Below are 16,636 nucleotides of genomic sequence, written 5' to 3'. Positions count from 1 at the left end.
AACGTGCGGCCCGCCCCGATGGTGCCCGCGCGCGTCAGGGCGCGAGCGTCGCCTGCCAGTGCACGATCCGGTCGACGGCCTCGCGCACGACGTCCGGCGACGACGCGAACGACAGCCGCACGAACCGGCGCCCGTCCACGGGGTCGAAGTCCGTGCCGGGCGTGAGCGCGACACCGGCCTCGTCGAGCAGCCGCGCGCACCACGTCACGGAGTCCAGACCGGTCGCGGACACGTCGGCGTACAGGTAGAACGCGCCGTCGGCCGGCGCGACGTGCGTCCAGCCGAGCTCCGGCAGACGCTCCAGCAGCAGGGCGCGCGACGCCGCGTACCGCTCGACGTTGGCCCGCGCGGCCGCGTACCCGTCGGGGCTGAACGCGGCGACGCCCGCGTGCTGCGCGAGGGCCGGCGGGCACAGCGCGACGTTCCCGGCGAGCGCGTCGACGGGTGCGACGAGGTCGTCGGGCAGCACGAGCCAGCCGAGCCGCCAGCCGGTCATCGCCCAGTACTTCGAGAACGAGTTCACGACGACCGCACCCGTGTCGAGGTACTGCGCGGCGGTGGCCACCTGGGCGTCCGCGTCGTAGGTGATGCCGTGGTAGATCTCGTCGCTGACCAGCCGCACGCCGCGCCCCGCGCACCACGCCGCGAGGTCCGCGAGCGCGGCCGCGCCGACCATCGTGCCCGTCGGGTTGGCAGGGCTCGCGACGACGAGACCGTCGAGACGCCCGGCCGCCTCGAGGTGCGCGACCGTCGGCTGGAACCGGGACTCCGGACCGCACGGCAGCTCGACGACCTCGCAGCCGAGCGCGCGCAGGATGTTCGCGTACGCGGGGTACCCGGGGCGGGCCAGCGCGACGCGGTCGCCGACGTCGAACGCCGCGAGGAACGCGAGCATGAACCCGCCCGACGAGCCGGTCGTCACCGCGATCCGCGCCGGGTCGACGTCGACGTCGTACCAGGTCCGGTAGTGCGTCGCGATCGCGGCCCGCAGGCCGGGGGCGCCGAGCGCCTCGGTGTAGCCGAGGTCGCCGCTCGTCAGCAGCTCGACGGCCCGCTGCCGCACGACCTCCGACGCACCCGTCGACGGCTCGCCCGCGCACAGGTTGAGCACGTCGACCCCGGCGGCCCGGCGCGCGTTCGCGGCGGCGAGGATCTCCATGACGGCGAACGGCGGCACGTGCGCGCGGGAAGCGACCTTCACCCGGCCCATCCTGCCGTGCGACGTCCCGCGACGTGACCCGGGACCGACCACGCGGCAGGACTCCAGGTCGACGCGTCGTCGCGACGAGAGGACGATCGGACCGTGATCGTCGACTGCGCGCTCTACACCCGCGGGGTCCGGCAGCACCGGCTCGACGACGTGTTCGCCGCCGCGCAGGAGGCCGAGCACGAGGACGGCTTCGTGTGGATCGGCCTCGTCAACCCGTCGGCGGACGAGTTCGACGCCCTCGCCGAGGGGTTCTCGCTCCCCGAGCTCGCGATCGAGGACGCGATCCGCGCGCACCAGCGGCCGAAGCTCGAGCGGTACGGCGACATGACGTTCGCCATCGTCAAGCCGGTCCGGTACGTCGACCACGCGGAGATCGTCGACGTCAGCGAGCTCGCGGTGTTCGTCGGGCAGCGGTTCGTCGTGGTCGTGCGGCACGGCGACTCGACCGTCCCCGCGCGGGCCCGCCGCGGCCTCGAGGGCGACCCGGAGACGATGGCGCTCGGCCCGTGGGCCGTCCTGCACCACCTGCTCGACCTCACCGTCGACGAGTACCTCGACGTCGCACGGGCCGTCGACGTCGACCTCGACGAGATCGAGGACCAGGTGTTCGGGTCGCTGCCCGGCGAGGACCACGCGGAGCGGATCTACCGGCTCAAGTCCGAGGTGCAGCAGTTCCGCCGGGCCGTCGTGCCGCTCGTCGGGCCCGTGCACCGGCTCGCGTCCGGGCAGGTGCCGGGCATCCCGGCCGACCTGCAGGAGTACTTCCGCGACGTCGAGGACCACACGCTGCGCGTCGCCGACTCGATCGAGGCCGCCGACAACCTGCTGAGCGGCGTGCTGCAGGCCGACCTGGCGCAGGTCGCGCTCGCGCAGTCCCGCGTGAGCGTCCAGCAGAACGCCGACATGCGGAAGATCTCCGCGTGGGCGGCCATCGGGCTCGTGCCGACGGCCATCGCCGGGATCTACGGCATGAACGTGCGCAACCTCCCGGTCGCCGACACCGCGTTCGGGTTCTGGGCCGTTCTCGTCGTCATCGCGGCGTCGTGCGTCCTGCTGCACCGCGCGTTCCGCCGCAACCGCTGGCTCTAGGCTCGCGCGCCCGGCGCACGCGGCGGACGCGACGTCATGCCGGTGTCAGGTCGTGGGGGCACCGTCGCGGGCCGCGAGCGCCGCACGCACGTGGGCGACGACCCCGTCGGCGGCGGCCTCGACCTCGGCGAGGCAGGTCTCGAAGTTCTCCGGACCGCCGTACCAGGGGTCGTCGACGTCGAGCACGTGCTCGGGCTGACCCGGGGCGACGACGGGTGCGGCCGGGTCGAACGAGCGGTACATGACGATCCGGTCCGCGACGTCGCCCGAGCCCGCCAGGCGGCGCAGCGCCCGCGCGTGCTGAGCGGTCATCGCGAGCACGAGGTCCCGCGCGGGCAGGTCGGTCGCGCGGACCTGCCGGGCACGGTGACCGCCGCCGACCGGGTACCCGTGCGCGGCGAGCACGTCGCGCGCCCGACGGTCGACCGGCCGCCCGTGCTCCTCGTCGCTGATCCCGGACGAGTCGACGACGACCCGGTCGCCCAGACCGGCGGCGTCGAGGCGGTCGCGGAGGACGATCTCCGCCATCGGGGACCGGCAGATGTTGCCGGTGCACACGGTCATCACGCGGTACGGCTCGGTCACCGGCCCATCCTCCCGCACGCCGGGCGGCCGTCAGCGACGACCGGCGCGCTCGACGTCGACCGTCAGGCGGACCGACACCACATCGCCCAGCGTGATCGCCTCCGCCGCACGGACGGCGTCGCGCAGCGGGACCAGGTAGGCGCCCTTCTTCGGGAACAACGACGTGGTCCAGCGCGTGCGGCCGATCACCACCGCCACGGGGATCACGCCCCAGCCGTAGCTGACCAGCGGCGACGCGGCCCGCAGCTCGCTCGCCTCCGGCTCCGGCACCGTGACGAAGTGGAAGGGCGCCGGGCCCTTCCACCAGAACACCTCGCCGTCGAACTCGAGCTCCACGCGCCCATCCTGCCGAGGTAGGGACGGCCGGCCACGAACCCGGACGGGGTTGAGACGCGATATAGACGCGATATACTCTGGAACGAGCATTCGGGGTCGAGTGATGAGGCGGTGAGAAGCATGGCAGGGCGAGGGCGGAGCAACCCGTTGGCACTGGCCGTGCTCACGCTGCTCTGGGAGCGACCCATGCACCCCTACGAGATGTCGATGACCCTGCGCGAGCGCCGCAAGGACGAGACCGTGCGGCTCAACTTCGGGTCGCTGTACTCCGTCGTCGAAGGGCTGGAGAAGCGCGGGCTGATCGAGGCGGCGTCGACCGAGCGCGAGGGCAACCGCCCGACGCGCACGGTGTACCGGATCACCGACGACGGCGCGACGGAGGCCGTCGACTGGCTGAGCGACCTCGTCCGCACGCCGGTCAAGGAGTTCCCGCAGTTCGAGGCGGCGCTGTCGTTCCTGCCGCTGCTCCCGCCCGACGACGTCGCCCGGCTCCTGCGCATGCGCGCCGCGTCGGTCCGGACGACGCTCACGTCGCTCGAGACCACGGTCGACGAGGCCCGCCGGCAAGGCCTGCCGCGGATCTTCGCGCTCGAGGCGGAGTACGAGATCGGGCTGCTGCGCGCGGAGCTCGACTTCGTCGTCGGGCTCGAGCAGTCGATCACCGACGGCTCCCTGGAGCACGTCGACCTGTGGCGGTCGCTGCACGCGCGGACGAACGCCGCGGGCCGCATCGACCCGGACGAGCTCGCGGAGGCGGTCGCCGACGCGCTCTCGCCGTTCCTCGCGGGACAGGAGGGCCCGCCCGACCGCTGACGTCGGCCGTCGATCCGCCGTCGCGACCCAGACCCCCGGGGACCCCCGGGAACGAGGTCGGCCCAGGTGCTGGCACACCCGGGCCGACCGACGACGAACCGACCGAGCCCCCGCCGCGAGGCGGGACACCTGTGCGATCCGCTGCACCGACCAGCATAGGTGGCACCTCGGTCCGACCGAGAAGGAGCACCACCATGCCCATCCGCCCACCGGCGGTGGAGGCGGTCGACCTGGTCAAGACGTACCCCGGCGGCCGTGGCCGCCCGGACGTCCGCGCCCTCGACGGCCTCACGCTCACCGTCCCCGCCGGGACCGTCCACGGGCTGCTCGGCCCGAACGGTGCCGGCAAGTCCACCACCACGAAGATCCTCACGACCCTGTCGCGCGCGACGAGCGGCACGGCCCGCGTCGTCGGGCAGGACGTCGTCGTCGACGCCGACGAGGTGCGCCGCAGCATCGGCTACGTCTCGCAGGGCACCGGCGCCGACCCGCTGCTCACCCCGCGCGAGAACCTCGTCATGGCCGCCCGGCTGCGCGGCGCGACGCGGTCCGACGCGTCCGACCGCGCGGCCGCGCTGGTCGACCGGTTCGGCCTCGGCGACGCCGGTGACCGCCGCACGGGCGGCCTCTCCGGCGGGACGCGACGCAAGCTCGACGTCGCGCTCGGCCTCGTCGACGCGCCGCGCGTGCTGTTCCTCGACGAGCCGACGACCGGGCTCGACCCGGAGGCGCGCGCGGCGATGTGGGACGAGATCCGCCGCCTGGCCGGCGAGGACGCGCTCACCGTCCTGCTCACGACGCACTACCTCGACGAGGCCGACCGGCTGGCCGACGGGCTCAGCATCGTCGACCGGGGGCGCGTCGTCGCCGCCGGGACACCCGACGAGCTCAAGGCGACGCTCGTCGGCGACACCCTCACCGTCGACCTCGTCGAGCCCGACGCCGACGCCGTGCGGCGCGCCGTCGCGGGCATCCTGAGCGACGTCGTCGTGCACGTCGAGGGCCCGACGGGACGGCTCGTCGCCCGCACCCCCGACGGTCCCGCGGTCGTCGGCGCGACCATCGCCGCGCTCCAGGCGGCGGGCGTCCGGCACGGGGCCGTCGCGGTGTCCCGACCGACGCTCGACGACGTCTACCTGCGCTACGCGGGCCGTTCCTGGTCGGACTCGTCGACGGACCGCCCGACCGACCCGTCCGACGCACTCGACGCCCGGGAGGTGGCCCGATGACCGCCACGCTCGCCCCCACCCGCACCGCCGCCTCGGCGGCCCGCCGTGCGTCGTGGTTCGCCCAGACCGGGGAGGTGTGCCGGCGGTGGGTCGTCGACACGGTCCGCCAGCCGTGGGGCCTCGGCGTCTCGGTGCTGCAGCCCCTCGTGTGGATCGTGCTGTTCGGGAACGTCTTCGAGTCCGTGGCGACCGTGCCGGGCTTCGAGGGCGCGGACTACCTGACGTTCCTGGTGCCGGGCATCCTCATGATGACCGTCCTGTACTCGGGCGCGTGGGCGGGGACCGGCTTCATCGATGACATCCGCAGCGGCGTCATGGACCGCCTGCTGACGTCGCCGGTGCGCCGGTCGGCACTCGTGGTCGGGCAGCTCGTCCAGCAGCTCCTGCTCACGGCGGTGCAGGGTGTGATCGTCCTCGCGATCGCGTTCGCGGCGGGCGCACGGTTCGACGGCGGCGTCGTCGGGCTGGCCGTCGCGCTCGGGGCGTCGTTGCTGCTCGCGGCGTCGTTCTGCTCGCTGTCGACGGCCGTCGCACTGCTCGCCCGCGACCAGACGGCGCTCATCGGCATCTCGACGACGATCGTCCTGCCCGCGACCTTCGTCTCGACGGCACTCATGCCCCCCGACCTGCTGCCCGCGTGGGTCGAGTCGGCGGCGCGGTTCAACCCGCTCACCTGGGCGACGGAGGTCGCGCGCACCGCGATGTCGACGGACGTCGACTGGTCCCTCGTCGGCACGCGCTCGGCCCTCCTGGCGGTGCTCGCCGTCCTGGTCGCCGCCTGGTCGGTCGCGGCGATGCGCAGGTACCAACGCGCCCTCTGACCCGGAAGCACCTCCCGACGACCCCACGGCTCCGCCGAGCCGCACGATCCCGTCATGGCGACCCGAGAACCCCCGGGAACGGTCCCCCTGACGGGGTCGTGCGGCGTGGGTGACCGAGGACCCGAGCGGTCCGCAGCCGCGAGGGGTCAGGAGGTGAGGGCCGCCAGGGCGTGGGACGTCAGGACGCCGCCGGCGGCGAGGGGGCGCAGGTCCGGACCGGGCAGGGCGCCGCCCGCGGCAAGGTGGCGGGAGAACGGGACGACGACGAGCGGCACCGCCAGCCCCAGACGGTCGGCGGCGTCCGCGACGGCCCGCGTGCCCGGCGCGGCCCCGGTGGTCGCGACGGCGGCGACGACGACGCGTCGCAGGTCGTCGGGACCGCGCACCCCGACCCGCTCGACGGCGCGCGCGGCGTCCGCGATCCCCGCGGCGTGGGCGCGGCACACGACGACCAGCACGCGCGACGGCCCGGGCTCCGACTCGGCGACGACCGCGGCGAGCGGTCCACGGTCGTGCACGACGACGGGCGCCGTGGTCGGGACCTCACCGTCGACCCGCGCGACGACCCGGCCGCCACCCAGACCTCCTCCGCCGACGACGGCCGCGTGCTCGGTGAGCCCGACGGCACCGGGGTGCGCGAGCGCGAGCACCGACCACACGAGCCCGGCGACGGTCGTCGTCCCCACACCGCCTCCGACGCCCGCGACGTGCACGGCACCGGACGCGGGCAGCGGACGGCCGACGGCGGCGAGGACGGACTCCGGCAGCCCGGCGAGCGCCGGGGGCGGGGGCGCGACGAACGACACGGGCTACTCGCCGTCCTGCACGACGCACACGCCGCCGAGGCGCGCGGCCATCTCCTGCACGACGGCGATCCCGGTCCGGCCGAGGTCGCCCCACGGCGCTACGGCCTCGACCCACCACACCGGCTGGCCGGCGTCCAGCCACGGCGGCAGCGCGGTCAGGGTCGGCAGCAGCCGACGGACCTCCGCGACGTTGTCGACGCGCAGCGGCTGCATGATGCTCACGACGCCCGTGCCCTGCGACGGGTCGGCGGGGTCGACGCGCACGACCTGGTGCACGGCGCCGTCGTGCAGGGTGCGCAGCCCGAGGTCGGGGTCGACGGCGGCACCGGCCTCGACGAGCACGCGCGCGTCGGGCGCGGTCGGGCTGAGGACGACGAGCTCACGGGGCACCGGGCACCTCCTGCGACGTGGCGACCTGGACGAGCGTGGGCCGTTCGCCGCGACGCAGCCACTTGCCGCGTCCGGGTGGGAGCAGCTCCGCGTACTGGCCGGGGAAGACCTGACCCTCGGACCGCTCACCGGCCATGAGGAAGCCGCTGCCGCCGGTGTCGCGGACGGCCTGGAGGACGGGGTCGTAGAGCGCGCGCGACGCGCCGGCCACGGGTCGGGTGAGCAGCACGTGCAGCCGCAGGTCGCGCGCGGCGGGCAGGTGCTCGAGCAGGGGGCGCAGCGGGTCGGTGCCGCCCGAGGCGAGGATGTCGTAGTCGTCGACCACGACGACGATCCGGGGACCGGCCGAGGCGCCGTCGCCGGTGCGCTTCGCGAGCTCGGCGGCGACGGCCGTCGACAGCTGCAGCGCGAGGGGCGCGCTCGTCGCGCGGCCGCCCAGGTAGTCCTCGGGGCAGACGTCGGCGAGACCGCCGCGCGGGTCGAACACCGCGACGACGAGCTCGTCGGGCGTCGACCGGTCCACGAGCCCCTCGACGACCGTGCGCAGCAGCGTCGTCTTGCCGCAGCGCGGGTCGCCGAGCACGAGCAGGTGCTGGTCGCGCGCGACGAGGTCGAGCAGCGCGGGCGACATGGTGTCCTGCCGGAGGCCGAACGGCACGAGGTCGGGCTCGTCGAGCGGGTCGGGCAGGGTGGCCACGTCGAGCACCTCGGGGAGCTCGCGGATCTTCGGCGCGGCCGCCGCGCCACCCCAGCGACGGCGGGCCTCGTCGGCGAGCGCGTCGAGCCCTGCGCCGACCGTCGCGACGTCACCGTCGAGCGCGGCGGTGTCGGGCAGCGGCAGCGCGACCTGCGCGAACAGGCCGTCGTCGGTGAGGGCGCGGCCCGGCTGGTCGGCGCGCAGCGTCGCGGCGAGCTTGCGCCCCACGGTCGAGTCGCCCGGGTCGTTGAGCCGCAGCTCGATGCGCGTGCCGACGAGCGGCTGGCTCTGCATGCGCACCTCGTTCCAGCGCGCCATCGTCATGACGACGTGGATGCCGAAGCCGCTGCCGCGCGACAGCAGCGCGGTGAACGTCTCGTCGAGCTCCTCGAAGTCGCCGCGCACGGCGCCCACGCCGTCGACGAGCAGCACCACGTCGGCGGTCGCGAGCTCGGGCACCTGCCCGGCGGCGTGCCGCGCGCGCAGGAGCGCGAGCGAGTCGATGCCGTGCTCGGCGAAGACCCGCTCGCGCTGGGCGAGCATTCCGTGCAGCTCCTCCAGCAGGCGCCGCAGCCGGTCCCGGCTCGACCGGGTCGCGACGCCGCCGACGTGCGGGAACGCCTCCAGGCGGCTGAGCCCACCGCCGGCGAGGTCCATGCCGTACAGCGCGACCTGCCGCGGGTCGTGCGTGAGCGCGAGGCCCGCGGCGAGCGTCCACAGGACCGTCGTGCGCCCGGACTGCGGCGCACCGATGATCGCGACGTGCCCGCCGGCGCGCGTGAGGTCGAGACGCCAGGGCTCCTGCCGCTGCTTCGCGGGGTCGTCGCGGATGCCGAGCGGCACCGTGAGGTGCGGCGGGCGCGCCTCGCCGACCAGCCCGCCGAGCGCGACGCGTGCGGGCAGCGGCGGCAGCCACACCGGGGTCGTCGGGGTCGCGGCGGACGCGAGCTGCTCGACGACCACGTCGACCATCGACGCCCCGACGGACGGCCGCACGAGCTCGACCTCGCCGGGCGCGCCGTCGCCGATCCCGTTCGCCGCGAGCAGCCCGTGGTGCACGGGCACGAGCAGCGGCCGGCGCGTCTCGTCGGTGACCTCCGGCTCGGGGACGTCGTCGGTCGGCAGCGGCCCGGACACGTAGCCCGCGCGGAACCGCTGGTAGACCGTCGTGTCGACCTTGAGGTACCCGTACCCGGGCACGGCCGGCAGGTGGAACGCGTCGGGGGTGTCGAGGACGACCGAGCTCTCGGCCTCGGAGAACGTGCGCAGGCCGATCCGGTACGACAGGTACGTCTCCAGCCCGCGCAGGCGGCCCGACTCGATGCGCTGGCTCGACAGCAGCAGGTGCATCCCGATCGACCGGCCGATGCGGCCGATCGTCAGCAGCAGGTCGACGAAGTCCGGGTCGGCCGTGAGCAGCTCGCCGAACTCGTCGATCACGAGCAGGAGGTGCGGCAGCGGCGGCAGGTCGGGGCGGGTCGTCGCGCGCATCTCGCGGTAGTGCGTGATCGACGGAGACGAGCCCGCGTCGCGCAGCACCTGCTGGCGGCGGACGACCTCGCCCGCGATGCTCGCGCGCGCCCGCTCGGTCAGCCCGGCGTCGTCGGCGAGGTTGTCGATGATGCCCGCGACGTGCGGCAGGCCCGCGAACGGCGCGAACGCCGCACCGCCCTTGTAGTCGACGAGGATCATCGCGAGGTCGTCGGGCGGGTGCGTGATCGCGAGCGCCGCGACCAGCGTCCGCAGCATCTCCGACTTGCCGGAACCGGTCGCGCCGACGCACAGCCCGTGCGGGCCCATGCCGAGCTGTGCCGACTCCTTGAGGTCCAGCAGGAGCGGCGTGCCCGTGTCGTCGACGCCGACCGGCACGCGCAGGAAGTCGCGCGGCGAGCGGGGCGCCCACGTGCGGTGCAGGTCGATGCGGCGGACGTCCTCGACGCCCAGCAGCGCGTCCGTGCCGATCGCGGCGGCCTCGCCCGCCTCGGCGCTGTCCTCCCACGACAGGCGCAGCGGCGTGAGCGCGCGTGTGAGGCCCGACGCGAGCGGGACCGGGACGTCGTCGACGGTCGCCCGCACGGGCACGGCGTCGGGGTCACGGAGGTCCTCGACGACGACCGAGCCGTCCGCGTCGACCGTGAGCCGGACCGCGGTGTCCGACGGCTCGTGCCGCCGGTCCTCGACGAGGTGCACGACCGTCACGCCGAGGTCGGCAGGCCGCAGCGCCGCGTCGACCGCGGGCAGCACCTGCGCGACGTCGCCGTGGTCGTCGGACAGCACCAGCAGGCGCGCGGCGAACGCGGCACCGTCGCCCATGCCGCCGCTGCGTCGTGCCCGGGCGGCCGCCTGCGCGCGGTCCACGAGCGTGGGCCCGACGACCCGCACGAGCCCGGCGAGGTCGCCCGCGACGCGTCGCGCGGCGACGGGACCGTCGAACAGCGTGTCGTCGACGACGTGCGGCACCGCACCGAGCCACGCCCAGTCGCCGGCGCGGGCCGCGGGGAACGCCGCCGCCACCTGCAGGTCGTCCGGCGCGTGCAGCGCGACGGCCTGCGTGACGAGCGCGCGCACGACGGCCAGCCCGGCGTCGCGCGGCCCGACGACCGCGACCTCGCCCGCCCGGTCCAGCCGCACGGTCACGGGCATCTGCGGCACGCGCGCGTGCCGGGTCACGACGGTACGCGCCTCGGCCGCCATCGCGGGGTCGAACGGCTGGGTCGGGTTCGGGTCCTCCGGCACGACGAGCGAGAACCACGGCCGGTCCCCGACGCCGACGCGCAGGTCGAGGAAGTCGGGGTCGGTGCGCCGCCGCTCCCAGCGCCGCTCCGGGTCGCGCACGACGTCGACCAGCGCGACCGGGTCCGGGTGCACCGTGAGGGCCGTGCTGCGGGCGTCGTCCTCCGCGTCCGCGAGGTCCGCGCGGAGCTCCTCGAGGTAGTCGAGGTACCGCTCGCGCTGGAGCCGCCGCGTCCGGGCCGCGGTCCCACGGCTGCTCAGGGCCATGCCGACGCCACCGACGAGCGCGACGACCAGCACCATGATCCCGACCAGCACGAACAGCGGGTTCCCGCGCAGCACCAGCATCATCGTCATCGAGCCGACCGCGCCGACGACCGGCAGCAGCGACTGGAGGCCCGCACCGCCGGTGGCGTCGTTCGTCTGCGGCGGCGCGGCGACCGGCACGTCCGGCGGCTGCTCCAGCGGCCGGACGACGCGCGCGGGCCGGTGCACGAGGACGCGCGTCATGCGACCTGCCCGTCGGCGAGCGCGGACGACGGGTCGCACGCGCGGGCCAGCAGGTGCGACGCGAGCGCCGACCACGCCGCCTTCACGGCCGTGCCCGCGACGACGTCGCCGCGCCCGAGCAGCACGTCGTGCGGGACGCTCACCACGCTCACCGGCAGCCCGTCGAGCGCGTCGCGCGCGACCGTGTCCGTCCGCCCGGCGGTCCCGCCGACGTCGACCAGCACGAGCACGACGGCGGGCGCACGCCACCCGTCGCCCGACACGCCGTCGAGGAGCCCGGCGCCGCCGGGTCCCGCGCCGGGCACGACCGCAGCACCCGGACCGCCGACGCGCGACGCCCCGGTGCCACCTCCGCCGGGACGCCCGGATCCCGCACCCGCGACGCCGGCGTCGAGCCGACCCGGCGCGAAGCCGTCGTGCGCCCCCGTCGCCAGGCGGGCCGCGAGCACCGCACCGCGCTCGGCCGGCCCGCGATCGGCGCGCGCGACGACCGCCACGACGTGGTGGTCCCCCGCGACGACGCCGAGGTCGGTCGACGGCCGCACGCCCCAGTCCGTGAGCACGACGTCGAAGAACCGGCCGACCGGGTCGACCGCCTCGCGCCACGCTCGCGGACCCGGCGGCCACGGCGACGACGCGGTCCCGTCGCCCAGGACCCGCAGCCCGCCGCGCCCGACGGGCAGCGCGGCCCGTGCGTCGGCGGCTCGGACCAGCCCCGCGGTCGCGCCGCGTGCGACGGTCCACGGCAGGGGCTCGGGCGCGCGCGTCGCGGCGACCAGCGCCGCCGCACCGGCCGCGGCGTCGACCGTGAGCACCGCGGCCGGGCGCCGCTGCGCCAGCGCGGTCGCCGCACCGGCGAGCGTCGTCGTCGCGCCCGCACCGCCGTCCGCCTGCACGACGGCGACACGCCGGCTGGTCGACACCGGGCGCCGGAGGCCCTGGTCGGCCTCCTCGAGCGTGCGCGCGAGGCCCGTCGACCCCGCGAGGGTCAGCCGGGCGACCTCCCGCAGCCGTGCCCCCGCCATCAGAACGTCCCGAGCAGGTCGGCGTAGAGGCCGAGGACTCCGAGCAACGTGGGCAGCATCGCGAGGACGCCGAGCAGCTCCGCGAGGTCGCCGATCCGACGCCACCGGGCACGCTGCTGCCCCGACGGGTCCGTGCCGGCGACCGCGGCCGCGACGACGGCGAGCGCGAGCGCCCCACCGGCCGCGGCGACGGGCTCGCCGGAACCCCACGGCCCGAGCACCCCGACGACCAGCGGCACGACGACCGCCGCCCACAGCAGCGCGACCTGCGGCCGCAGCGGCAGGCTGCGGGTACGCAGCGCCAGGACGACGAGCGCGAGCACCGCGAGCACCGTCGCACCCGTGTCCTGCGACGCGATCAGGCCGGCGCACGAGGTCGCCGCCGCGACGGCCACGGCGACCGTGCTCCAGGTCAGCCCCGCGTACGCGTCACCGAGCGCCAGCCGCACCGCGGGCCGACGCGGGGCCGTCCCGTCGAGCGCGGCGTCGTCGAGCCCGGTGAGGCCCGACGTGGTCATCGCCCACCAGGGCAGCAGCCCGCACGCGATCACGGCCACGACGGCGACGACCGCGTCGGCGCGGACCTCGGGCAGCAGCGCGCCGAGCACGAGCTGGAGCGTCGTGAGCACGAGACCCGCGACGGCGCCGACGGCCGCGCCGCGGTCCGACCGCCCGATCCCGGCCCCCGCACCGAGCGCGACCCACGCGAGCAGCGACCCTGCGGTCGCCGCCTCGGCGAGCGGCACGTCCCCCGTCGCGAGCAGCAGCGCCGCGAAGGGCACGCCCGTCCCGACCACCGCGGCGGTGAGGACCAGCCCGGCGTACCGGCGACCCGCGCGCCCCAGCCCGGCGGCGACGGCCGCGAGCACCAGCGCGAGACCCGCGACGCCCGCGGCACCCGCGACCGGCTGCTCGACGAGCGGCACCGCGACGACCGACGCCGCGGTCGCGAGCCCGACGACGACGGCGGCCAGCACGCGGCGCGACGACGCCGACCACCGGTCGGTGCGGGCCCGCAGCTCCTCCGCAGCGGCGTCGGTCACGTCGGCGACCTCCGCGGGCGGCGGGGCGGCCGCGGCACGCACGACGCGCAGCACCTCGCCGTCGAGCAGGCCCTGCGACGCCGGGTCCAGCGCGAGGTCGACCTGGTCGCCCGTCACACGGACGAGCGACACCGCCTGCGGGGCGAGGCGCGGGGACTCGCCGAGGAGCTCGAGCAGCTGCGGCAGCATCGCGGCGACGCCCTCGTCGGACGGCACGACGACCTCCGCACGACGCTCGGCGCCGACCAGCGTCAGTCGGGTGAAGGTGCTCACGGTGTCGTCCCGATCGTCGTCTGGGGGCTCGTCGGTCCGCCGCGCAGCGACCCGCTGTTCGCCTGGACGAACGAGTAGCCGGCGCAGCCCGCGCACGCGAGCGCGGCCACGACGACGCTCCCCACGAAGCGCCGCACGTTGTCGTTGGTGGTCCGCCGGTCGCGCAGGTCGCCGTGCAGGAACGCGGCGCGCAGGCGCGCGCGGTGGACGCGCACGGACTCCAGCAGGACGGCGTCAGGGTCGCGGGCCATCGAGCGCCCCCTCCCACGGTCCGCGCGGTGCCCCGAGGGCCTCACGGACCCGGTCGTGCCCGATCGCGCGCAGCACCTCGTCGAACGCCTGCCAGCCGTCACGCTCCAGGGTGCCGAGCGGGAAGTACAGGCCGGGGACGCGCGGACGCCCCACGACGCGCGCGCCGAGGGTGCGCACGAGCTCGTCGACCGGCAGGCCGAGGTCGCGGACACCGGGCGGCCCGACGAGCATCCCGAGCGGCACCGGCGGCGCCTCCAGCACCGACGGGAACGTGAGGTCGCGACGGCCCTGGCGACCCATGACGAGGCCGAACAGCGGCATGGTGCGCGACGCGAGCCGGTCGAACGTGCCCGGGAGCGCGTCGATCGCGGCGCGTGCCTGCGGGCTGCCCGGCGCGCCGACGCCGACGACGAGCTGCGTCGTCTCCTCCAGGCCGTGCTCGGTGCGCGCGGTGCGGATCGTGCCGACGAGCGGCCGCTCGGGGGTGCCCGCGACGACGACCGTCGTCTCCTCCGGCATCCGGTTCCGCGCGAGCTCGGTGAGCCGCACGCGGTCCCATGCCACGACCGCGGGCTCGTGCGCGCCCCACCCGCTCGGCGCCGCTCCCGTCAGGTCCTCGGCGAAGAGCTCCGCCGTCCCGCCGAGCTGCGTGTCGGCCGTCGCGCGGTGCCGCACGGCCTGCGACACGACGAGCTGCACCGACTGCGGTGCGACCGGGCGCAGGAACCGCACCGCGACGTCCTCGGCGGCCGTGATCGGCCCGCGCGTCGCGATCTCGCCGACCGACGACAGCCGCCGCCCGTCGGACCCGTCGCGCAGCGTGCCGTCGATCCCGCGCACGACCCACGCGCCGCCCGAGTCCCGCAGCGCCTCCCGCATCGGGTACGACAGCCGCGTCACCTCGTCGCTCACGAGGGCGACCCGCCGCCCGTCGGCACGCGCACGCACCAGCAGGTCGGCGCGCGTCTCGCTGAGGTAGGCGACCTCCGCGCGCGTCTCCGTCACCAGGACCTCGCCCGCGCGCGCGTCCAGCGCCGGGTGCGGAACCGTCATGCCGTCGCCTCCACGCGGAACACGCGCTCGCCGAGCCGGAGCTGGGAGCCCACCGGGGCCTCTTCCTCGGTCGCCGTGCCGACGCGCAGCGGCTGAGCGCCCGGCCGCACGACCGCGGTGCCGTTCGTGGAGCCGCGGTCGGCGACCCACAGCGTCGTGCCGTCCCAGCGGACCGACGCGTGCGTCTTCGACACCGAGCGGGTCATGTCGATCATCGGGACCAGCCCCGCGACGACCTCGCCGGGCCGCGGCTCGGGGTTCCGCCCGATCAGCGTGAGCCCGGTGACGAGCAGCCGCTCGCCGTCGTCGGCGACGAGCACGATCCCGTGCGCCCCACCGGTCGGTCGGGCCGCAGCGCCGCCCGGGCCGACCACGGGCTCGGCGCCCGAGAGGGGTGCCGTCGAGCCGGACGGACCCGCGGAGCCGCCTCCCTGGCCCGGTGCGGCGTGCTGGCCCCCGGCAGCAGCCTCGGTCGCGCGCGTCGGGGTCCAGCCGGCGGGCCCGGTGTGGCCGGCGTCGTCGAGCGGGCGGACGGGCGGCAGGACGACGCCCGCCGCCGCACCGCCCGCGGTCGGCGCACCGCGACCGGGGGTGCCGGTCGAGACGGTCGGGAACGCGCCCGACGGCGGGAGCGCGACGCGGGGCGTCGGCGAGGACGCCTGCTCGCCGCGGGCGCCCGAGGGCTCCGTGGAGGATGCGGACGCGGCAGCGAGACGCGCGGCCCGCCGACCGCCGGCCGCCGGCGCCGCCTGTCCGCCGGCCTCGCCGCTGTCGGCCGACCCGGCCCCCGCCGTCGAGGCCCACGGGTTCGCGGCCCCGGGCCCCGCCGGCCCGGACGTCGTCGCGGGTGCGGCGCCCGGAGCAGCGGGAGCACCGGACCAGGCGTCGCCCGTGCGGGGGGCGACGCCGTAGCCGGCAGCCGTGCCGTACCGGGCGTCGTCGGCGGCGGGTGCGCCGTACCGTGCGCCGGCGGCGCCGGCGGTGGCAGGCGACGACGCGCCGGCTCCGCGGGCGGCGGCGGTGGTCGCCCCCGTCGCTGCGTCACGGGCACCGACGGCACCGCCCGCGGCAGGTGCAGGGCGCAGCCGGCCGATCGCCTCACGCGTCCCGACGGTCGCCCGCCGCGCGGTGTCGACCCCGCCGCGCACGTCGAGCACCACGCCGTCACGGGCCCACGTCGCGATGCCCGTCCCGCGCCCGGGAGCCATCCCCGAGGCGCCGTCGACGAGCCGCAGGCCGAGCGCGGCGAGCCCCGGCGTCCGCCCGGTCCGCCCGAGCACGACGAGCAGCACCAGGACGACGGCGACCGCGAGCACGGCACCGAGGGCGACGAGCGCCCGGCCGGCGGGCGCCGTGCCGACGGCACCCACGACGGCGGGCGCGAGGGCGACGAGCACGAGGAGGACGTCGATCACGAGGCCGACGACGACGGACGCGGTGGGGGCGCGACGCGCGCCCTCCAGGACCGCGAGGGGCTCACGACGCCCGCGCAGGACCGCCGACCCGCACCGGGGGCACGTCGCCGCACCGGCGGGAAGGGATGCCGCGCAGACGCCGCACCAGGCCACGACGGGGTCGCCCACGGCCCGCGTCACCCCCTCGGTCGGACCTGGGTCACAGCCAGGTGCCGCAACCGCTCTGCGAGCGCCGATCCTGGCACGTTTCGGGCGGTCGGGCGACCAGCGGAGCCCTCCACCCGCCGACGACCACCCCGTCGGCCCAGGTCAGCGTCGATGGATGCCTCGCTCATCGATGTGCGACCACGCCGGGC

At 76.6% G+C, this 16,636-nt stretch carries 15 protein-coding genes; 4 read left to right on the top strand and 11 right to left on the bottom strand.

Going from position 1 to position 16,636, the window contains the following annotated elements; translation table 11 throughout:
* Positions 1-34: 34 nt before the first annotated feature.
* Positions 35-1,201 (bottom strand): pyridoxal phosphate-dependent aminotransferase, encoded by a 1,167-nt coding sequence (locus tag OOT42_RS00710; RefSeq protein ID WP_273653063.1) that lies wholly within the window; start codon positions 1,199-1,201, stop codon positions 35-37.
* A 102-nt stretch (positions 1,202-1,303) separates the two neighbouring features.
* Here OOT42_RS00710 and OOT42_RS00705 point away from each other — a divergent pair, with 102 nt between their 5' ends.
* Complete coding sequence (locus tag OOT42_RS00705; RefSeq protein WP_273653062.1) at positions 1,304-2,299, top strand: magnesium and cobalt transport protein CorA; 996 nt, start codon at positions 1,304-1,306, stop codon at positions 2,297-2,299.
* A 45-nt stretch (positions 2,300-2,344) separates the two neighbouring features.
* Here the strand turns inward: OOT42_RS00705 and OOT42_RS00700 are convergent, their stop codons facing one another.
* Together OOT42_RS00700 and OOT42_RS00695 are read right to left on the bottom strand one after the other, a co-directional pair.
* Positions 2,345-2,863 (bottom strand): low molecular weight protein-tyrosine-phosphatase, encoded by a 519-nt coding sequence (locus OOT42_RS00700; RefSeq protein ID WP_423776026.1) that lies wholly within the window; start codon positions 2,861-2,863, stop codon positions 2,345-2,347.
* Between the two features lie 51 nt (positions 2,864-2,914).
* On the bottom strand, positions 2,915-3,220 hold the full coding sequence (locus OOT42_RS00695; protein WP_273653060.1) for a DUF1905 domain-containing protein: 306 nt from the start codon (positions 3,218-3,220) through the stop codon (positions 2,915-2,917).
* Between the two features lie 120 nt (positions 3,221-3,340).
* On the opposite strand from OOT42_RS00695, the gene OOT42_RS00690 reads away from it, so the two are divergent.
* The 3 genes from OOT42_RS00690 (at position 3,341) to OOT42_RS00680 (ending at position 6,083) form a co-directional block, all read left to right on the top strand.
* On the top strand, positions 3,341-4,033 hold the full coding sequence (locus OOT42_RS00690) for a PadR family transcriptional regulator (protein ID WP_273653059.1): 693 nt from the start codon (positions 3,341-3,343) through the stop codon (positions 4,031-4,033).
* A 194-nt stretch (positions 4,034-4,227) separates the two neighbouring features.
* Positions 4,228-5,262 (top strand): ABC transporter ATP-binding protein, encoded by a 1,035-nt coding sequence (locus OOT42_RS00685; RefSeq protein ID WP_273653058.1) that lies wholly within the window; start codon positions 4,228-4,230, stop codon positions 5,260-5,262.
* Positions 5,259-6,083, top strand: coding sequence for an ABC transporter permease (locus OOT42_RS00680; protein WP_273653057.1), 825 nt, complete (start codon positions 5,259-5,261; stop codon positions 6,081-6,083). Before OOT42_RS00685 ends, OOT42_RS00680 begins: the two co-directional genes overlap by 4 nt.
* Positions 6,084-6,229: 146 nt before the next feature.
* On the opposite strand, the gene OOT42_RS00675 is transcribed toward OOT42_RS00680, so the two are convergent.
* From OOT42_RS00675 to OOT42_RS00640, 8 genes are read right to left on the bottom strand one after another with little or no spacing between them, the layout of a single operon-like run.
* The gene (locus OOT42_RS00675; protein ID WP_273653056.1) at positions 6,230-6,889 is read right to left on the bottom strand and encodes a hypothetical protein; all 660 of its coding nucleotides are present in this window, start codon (positions 6,887-6,889) and stop codon (positions 6,230-6,232) included.
* A gap of 3 nt (positions 6,890-6,892) precedes the next feature.
* Entirely contained in the window at positions 6,893-7,279 is a 387-nt protein-coding gene (locus OOT42_RS00670) for a hypothetical protein (protein WP_273653055.1), read from the bottom strand.
* The gene (eccCa, locus tag OOT42_RS00665; RefSeq protein WP_273653054.1) at positions 7,269-11,219 is read right to left on the bottom strand and encodes a type VII secretion protein EccCa; all 3,951 of its coding nucleotides are present in this window, start codon (positions 11,217-11,219) and stop codon (positions 7,269-7,271) included. Before eccCa ends, OOT42_RS00670 begins: the two co-directional genes overlap by 11 nt.
* Positions 11,216-12,244: a hypothetical protein gene (locus OOT42_RS00660; protein WP_273653053.1), complete on the bottom strand. Its 1,029-nt coding sequence runs from the start codon at positions 12,242-12,244 to the stop codon at positions 11,216-11,218. The genes eccCa and OOT42_RS00660 overlap by 4 nt, the downstream gene beginning before the upstream one ends.
* Positions 12,244-13,560, bottom strand: coding sequence for an EsaB/YukD family protein (locus OOT42_RS00655; RefSeq protein WP_273653052.1), 1,317 nt, complete (start codon positions 13,558-13,560; stop codon positions 12,244-12,246). Before OOT42_RS00655 ends, OOT42_RS00660 begins: the two co-directional genes overlap by 1 nt.
* Entirely contained in the window at positions 13,557-13,811 is a 255-nt protein-coding gene (locus OOT42_RS00650) for a hypothetical protein (protein ID WP_273653051.1), read from the bottom strand. The genes OOT42_RS00655 and OOT42_RS00650 overlap by 4 nt, the downstream gene beginning before the upstream one ends.
* On the bottom strand, positions 13,795-14,865 hold the full coding sequence (locus tag OOT42_RS00645) for a DUF6177 family protein (RefSeq protein WP_273653050.1): 1,071 nt from the start codon (positions 14,863-14,865) through the stop codon (positions 13,795-13,797). The genes OOT42_RS00650 and OOT42_RS00645 overlap by 17 nt, the downstream gene beginning before the upstream one ends.
* Entirely contained in the window at positions 14,862-16,280 is a 1,419-nt protein-coding gene (locus OOT42_RS00640; protein ID WP_273653049.1) for an FHA domain-containing protein, read from the bottom strand. Before OOT42_RS00640 ends, OOT42_RS00645 begins: the two co-directional genes overlap by 4 nt.
* Positions 16,281-16,636 lie beyond the last annotated feature (356 nt).

This window comes from Cellulomonas fimi (assembly GCF_028583725.1).
GTDB classification, from domain to species: Bacteria; Actinomycetota; Actinomycetes; order Actinomycetales; family Cellulomonadaceae; genus Cellulomonas; species Cellulomonas fimi_B.
Note: the sequence above shows the minus strand (reverse complement) of the source record. Positions and strands in the feature narration are given on the sequence as shown.

Coding starts and splice junctions, on each gene's coding strand:
- OOT42_RS00700 (WP_423776026.1), bottom strand. CDS start 2,863: ATGACCGTGTGCACCGGCAACATCTGCCGGTCCCCGATGGCGGAGATC.
- OOT42_RS00690 (WP_273653059.1), top strand. CDS start 3,341: ATGGCAGGGCGAGGGCGGAGCAACCCGTTGGCACTGGCCGTGCTCACG.
- OOT42_RS00685 (WP_273653058.1), top strand. CDS start 4,228: ATGCCCATCCGCCCACCGGCGGTGGAGGCGGTCGACCTGGTCAAGACG.
- OOT42_RS00680 (WP_273653057.1), top strand. CDS start 5,259: ATGACCGCCACGCTCGCCCCCACCCGCACCGCCGCCTCGGCGGCCCGC.
- eccCa (WP_273653054.1), bottom strand. CDS start 11,219: ATGACGCGCGTCCTCGTGCACCGGCCCGCGCGCGTCGTCCGGCCGCTG.
- OOT42_RS00660 (WP_273653053.1), bottom strand. CDS start 12,244: ATGGCGGGGGCACGGCTGCGGGAGGTCGCCCGGCTGACCCTCGCGGGG.
- OOT42_RS00650 (WP_273653051.1), bottom strand. CDS start 13,811: ATGGCCCGCGACCCTGACGCCGTCCTGCTGGAGTCCGTGCGCGTCCAC.
- OOT42_RS00645 (WP_273653050.1), bottom strand. CDS start 14,865: ATGACGGTTCCGCACCCGGCGCTGGACGCGCGCGCGGGCGAGGTCCTG.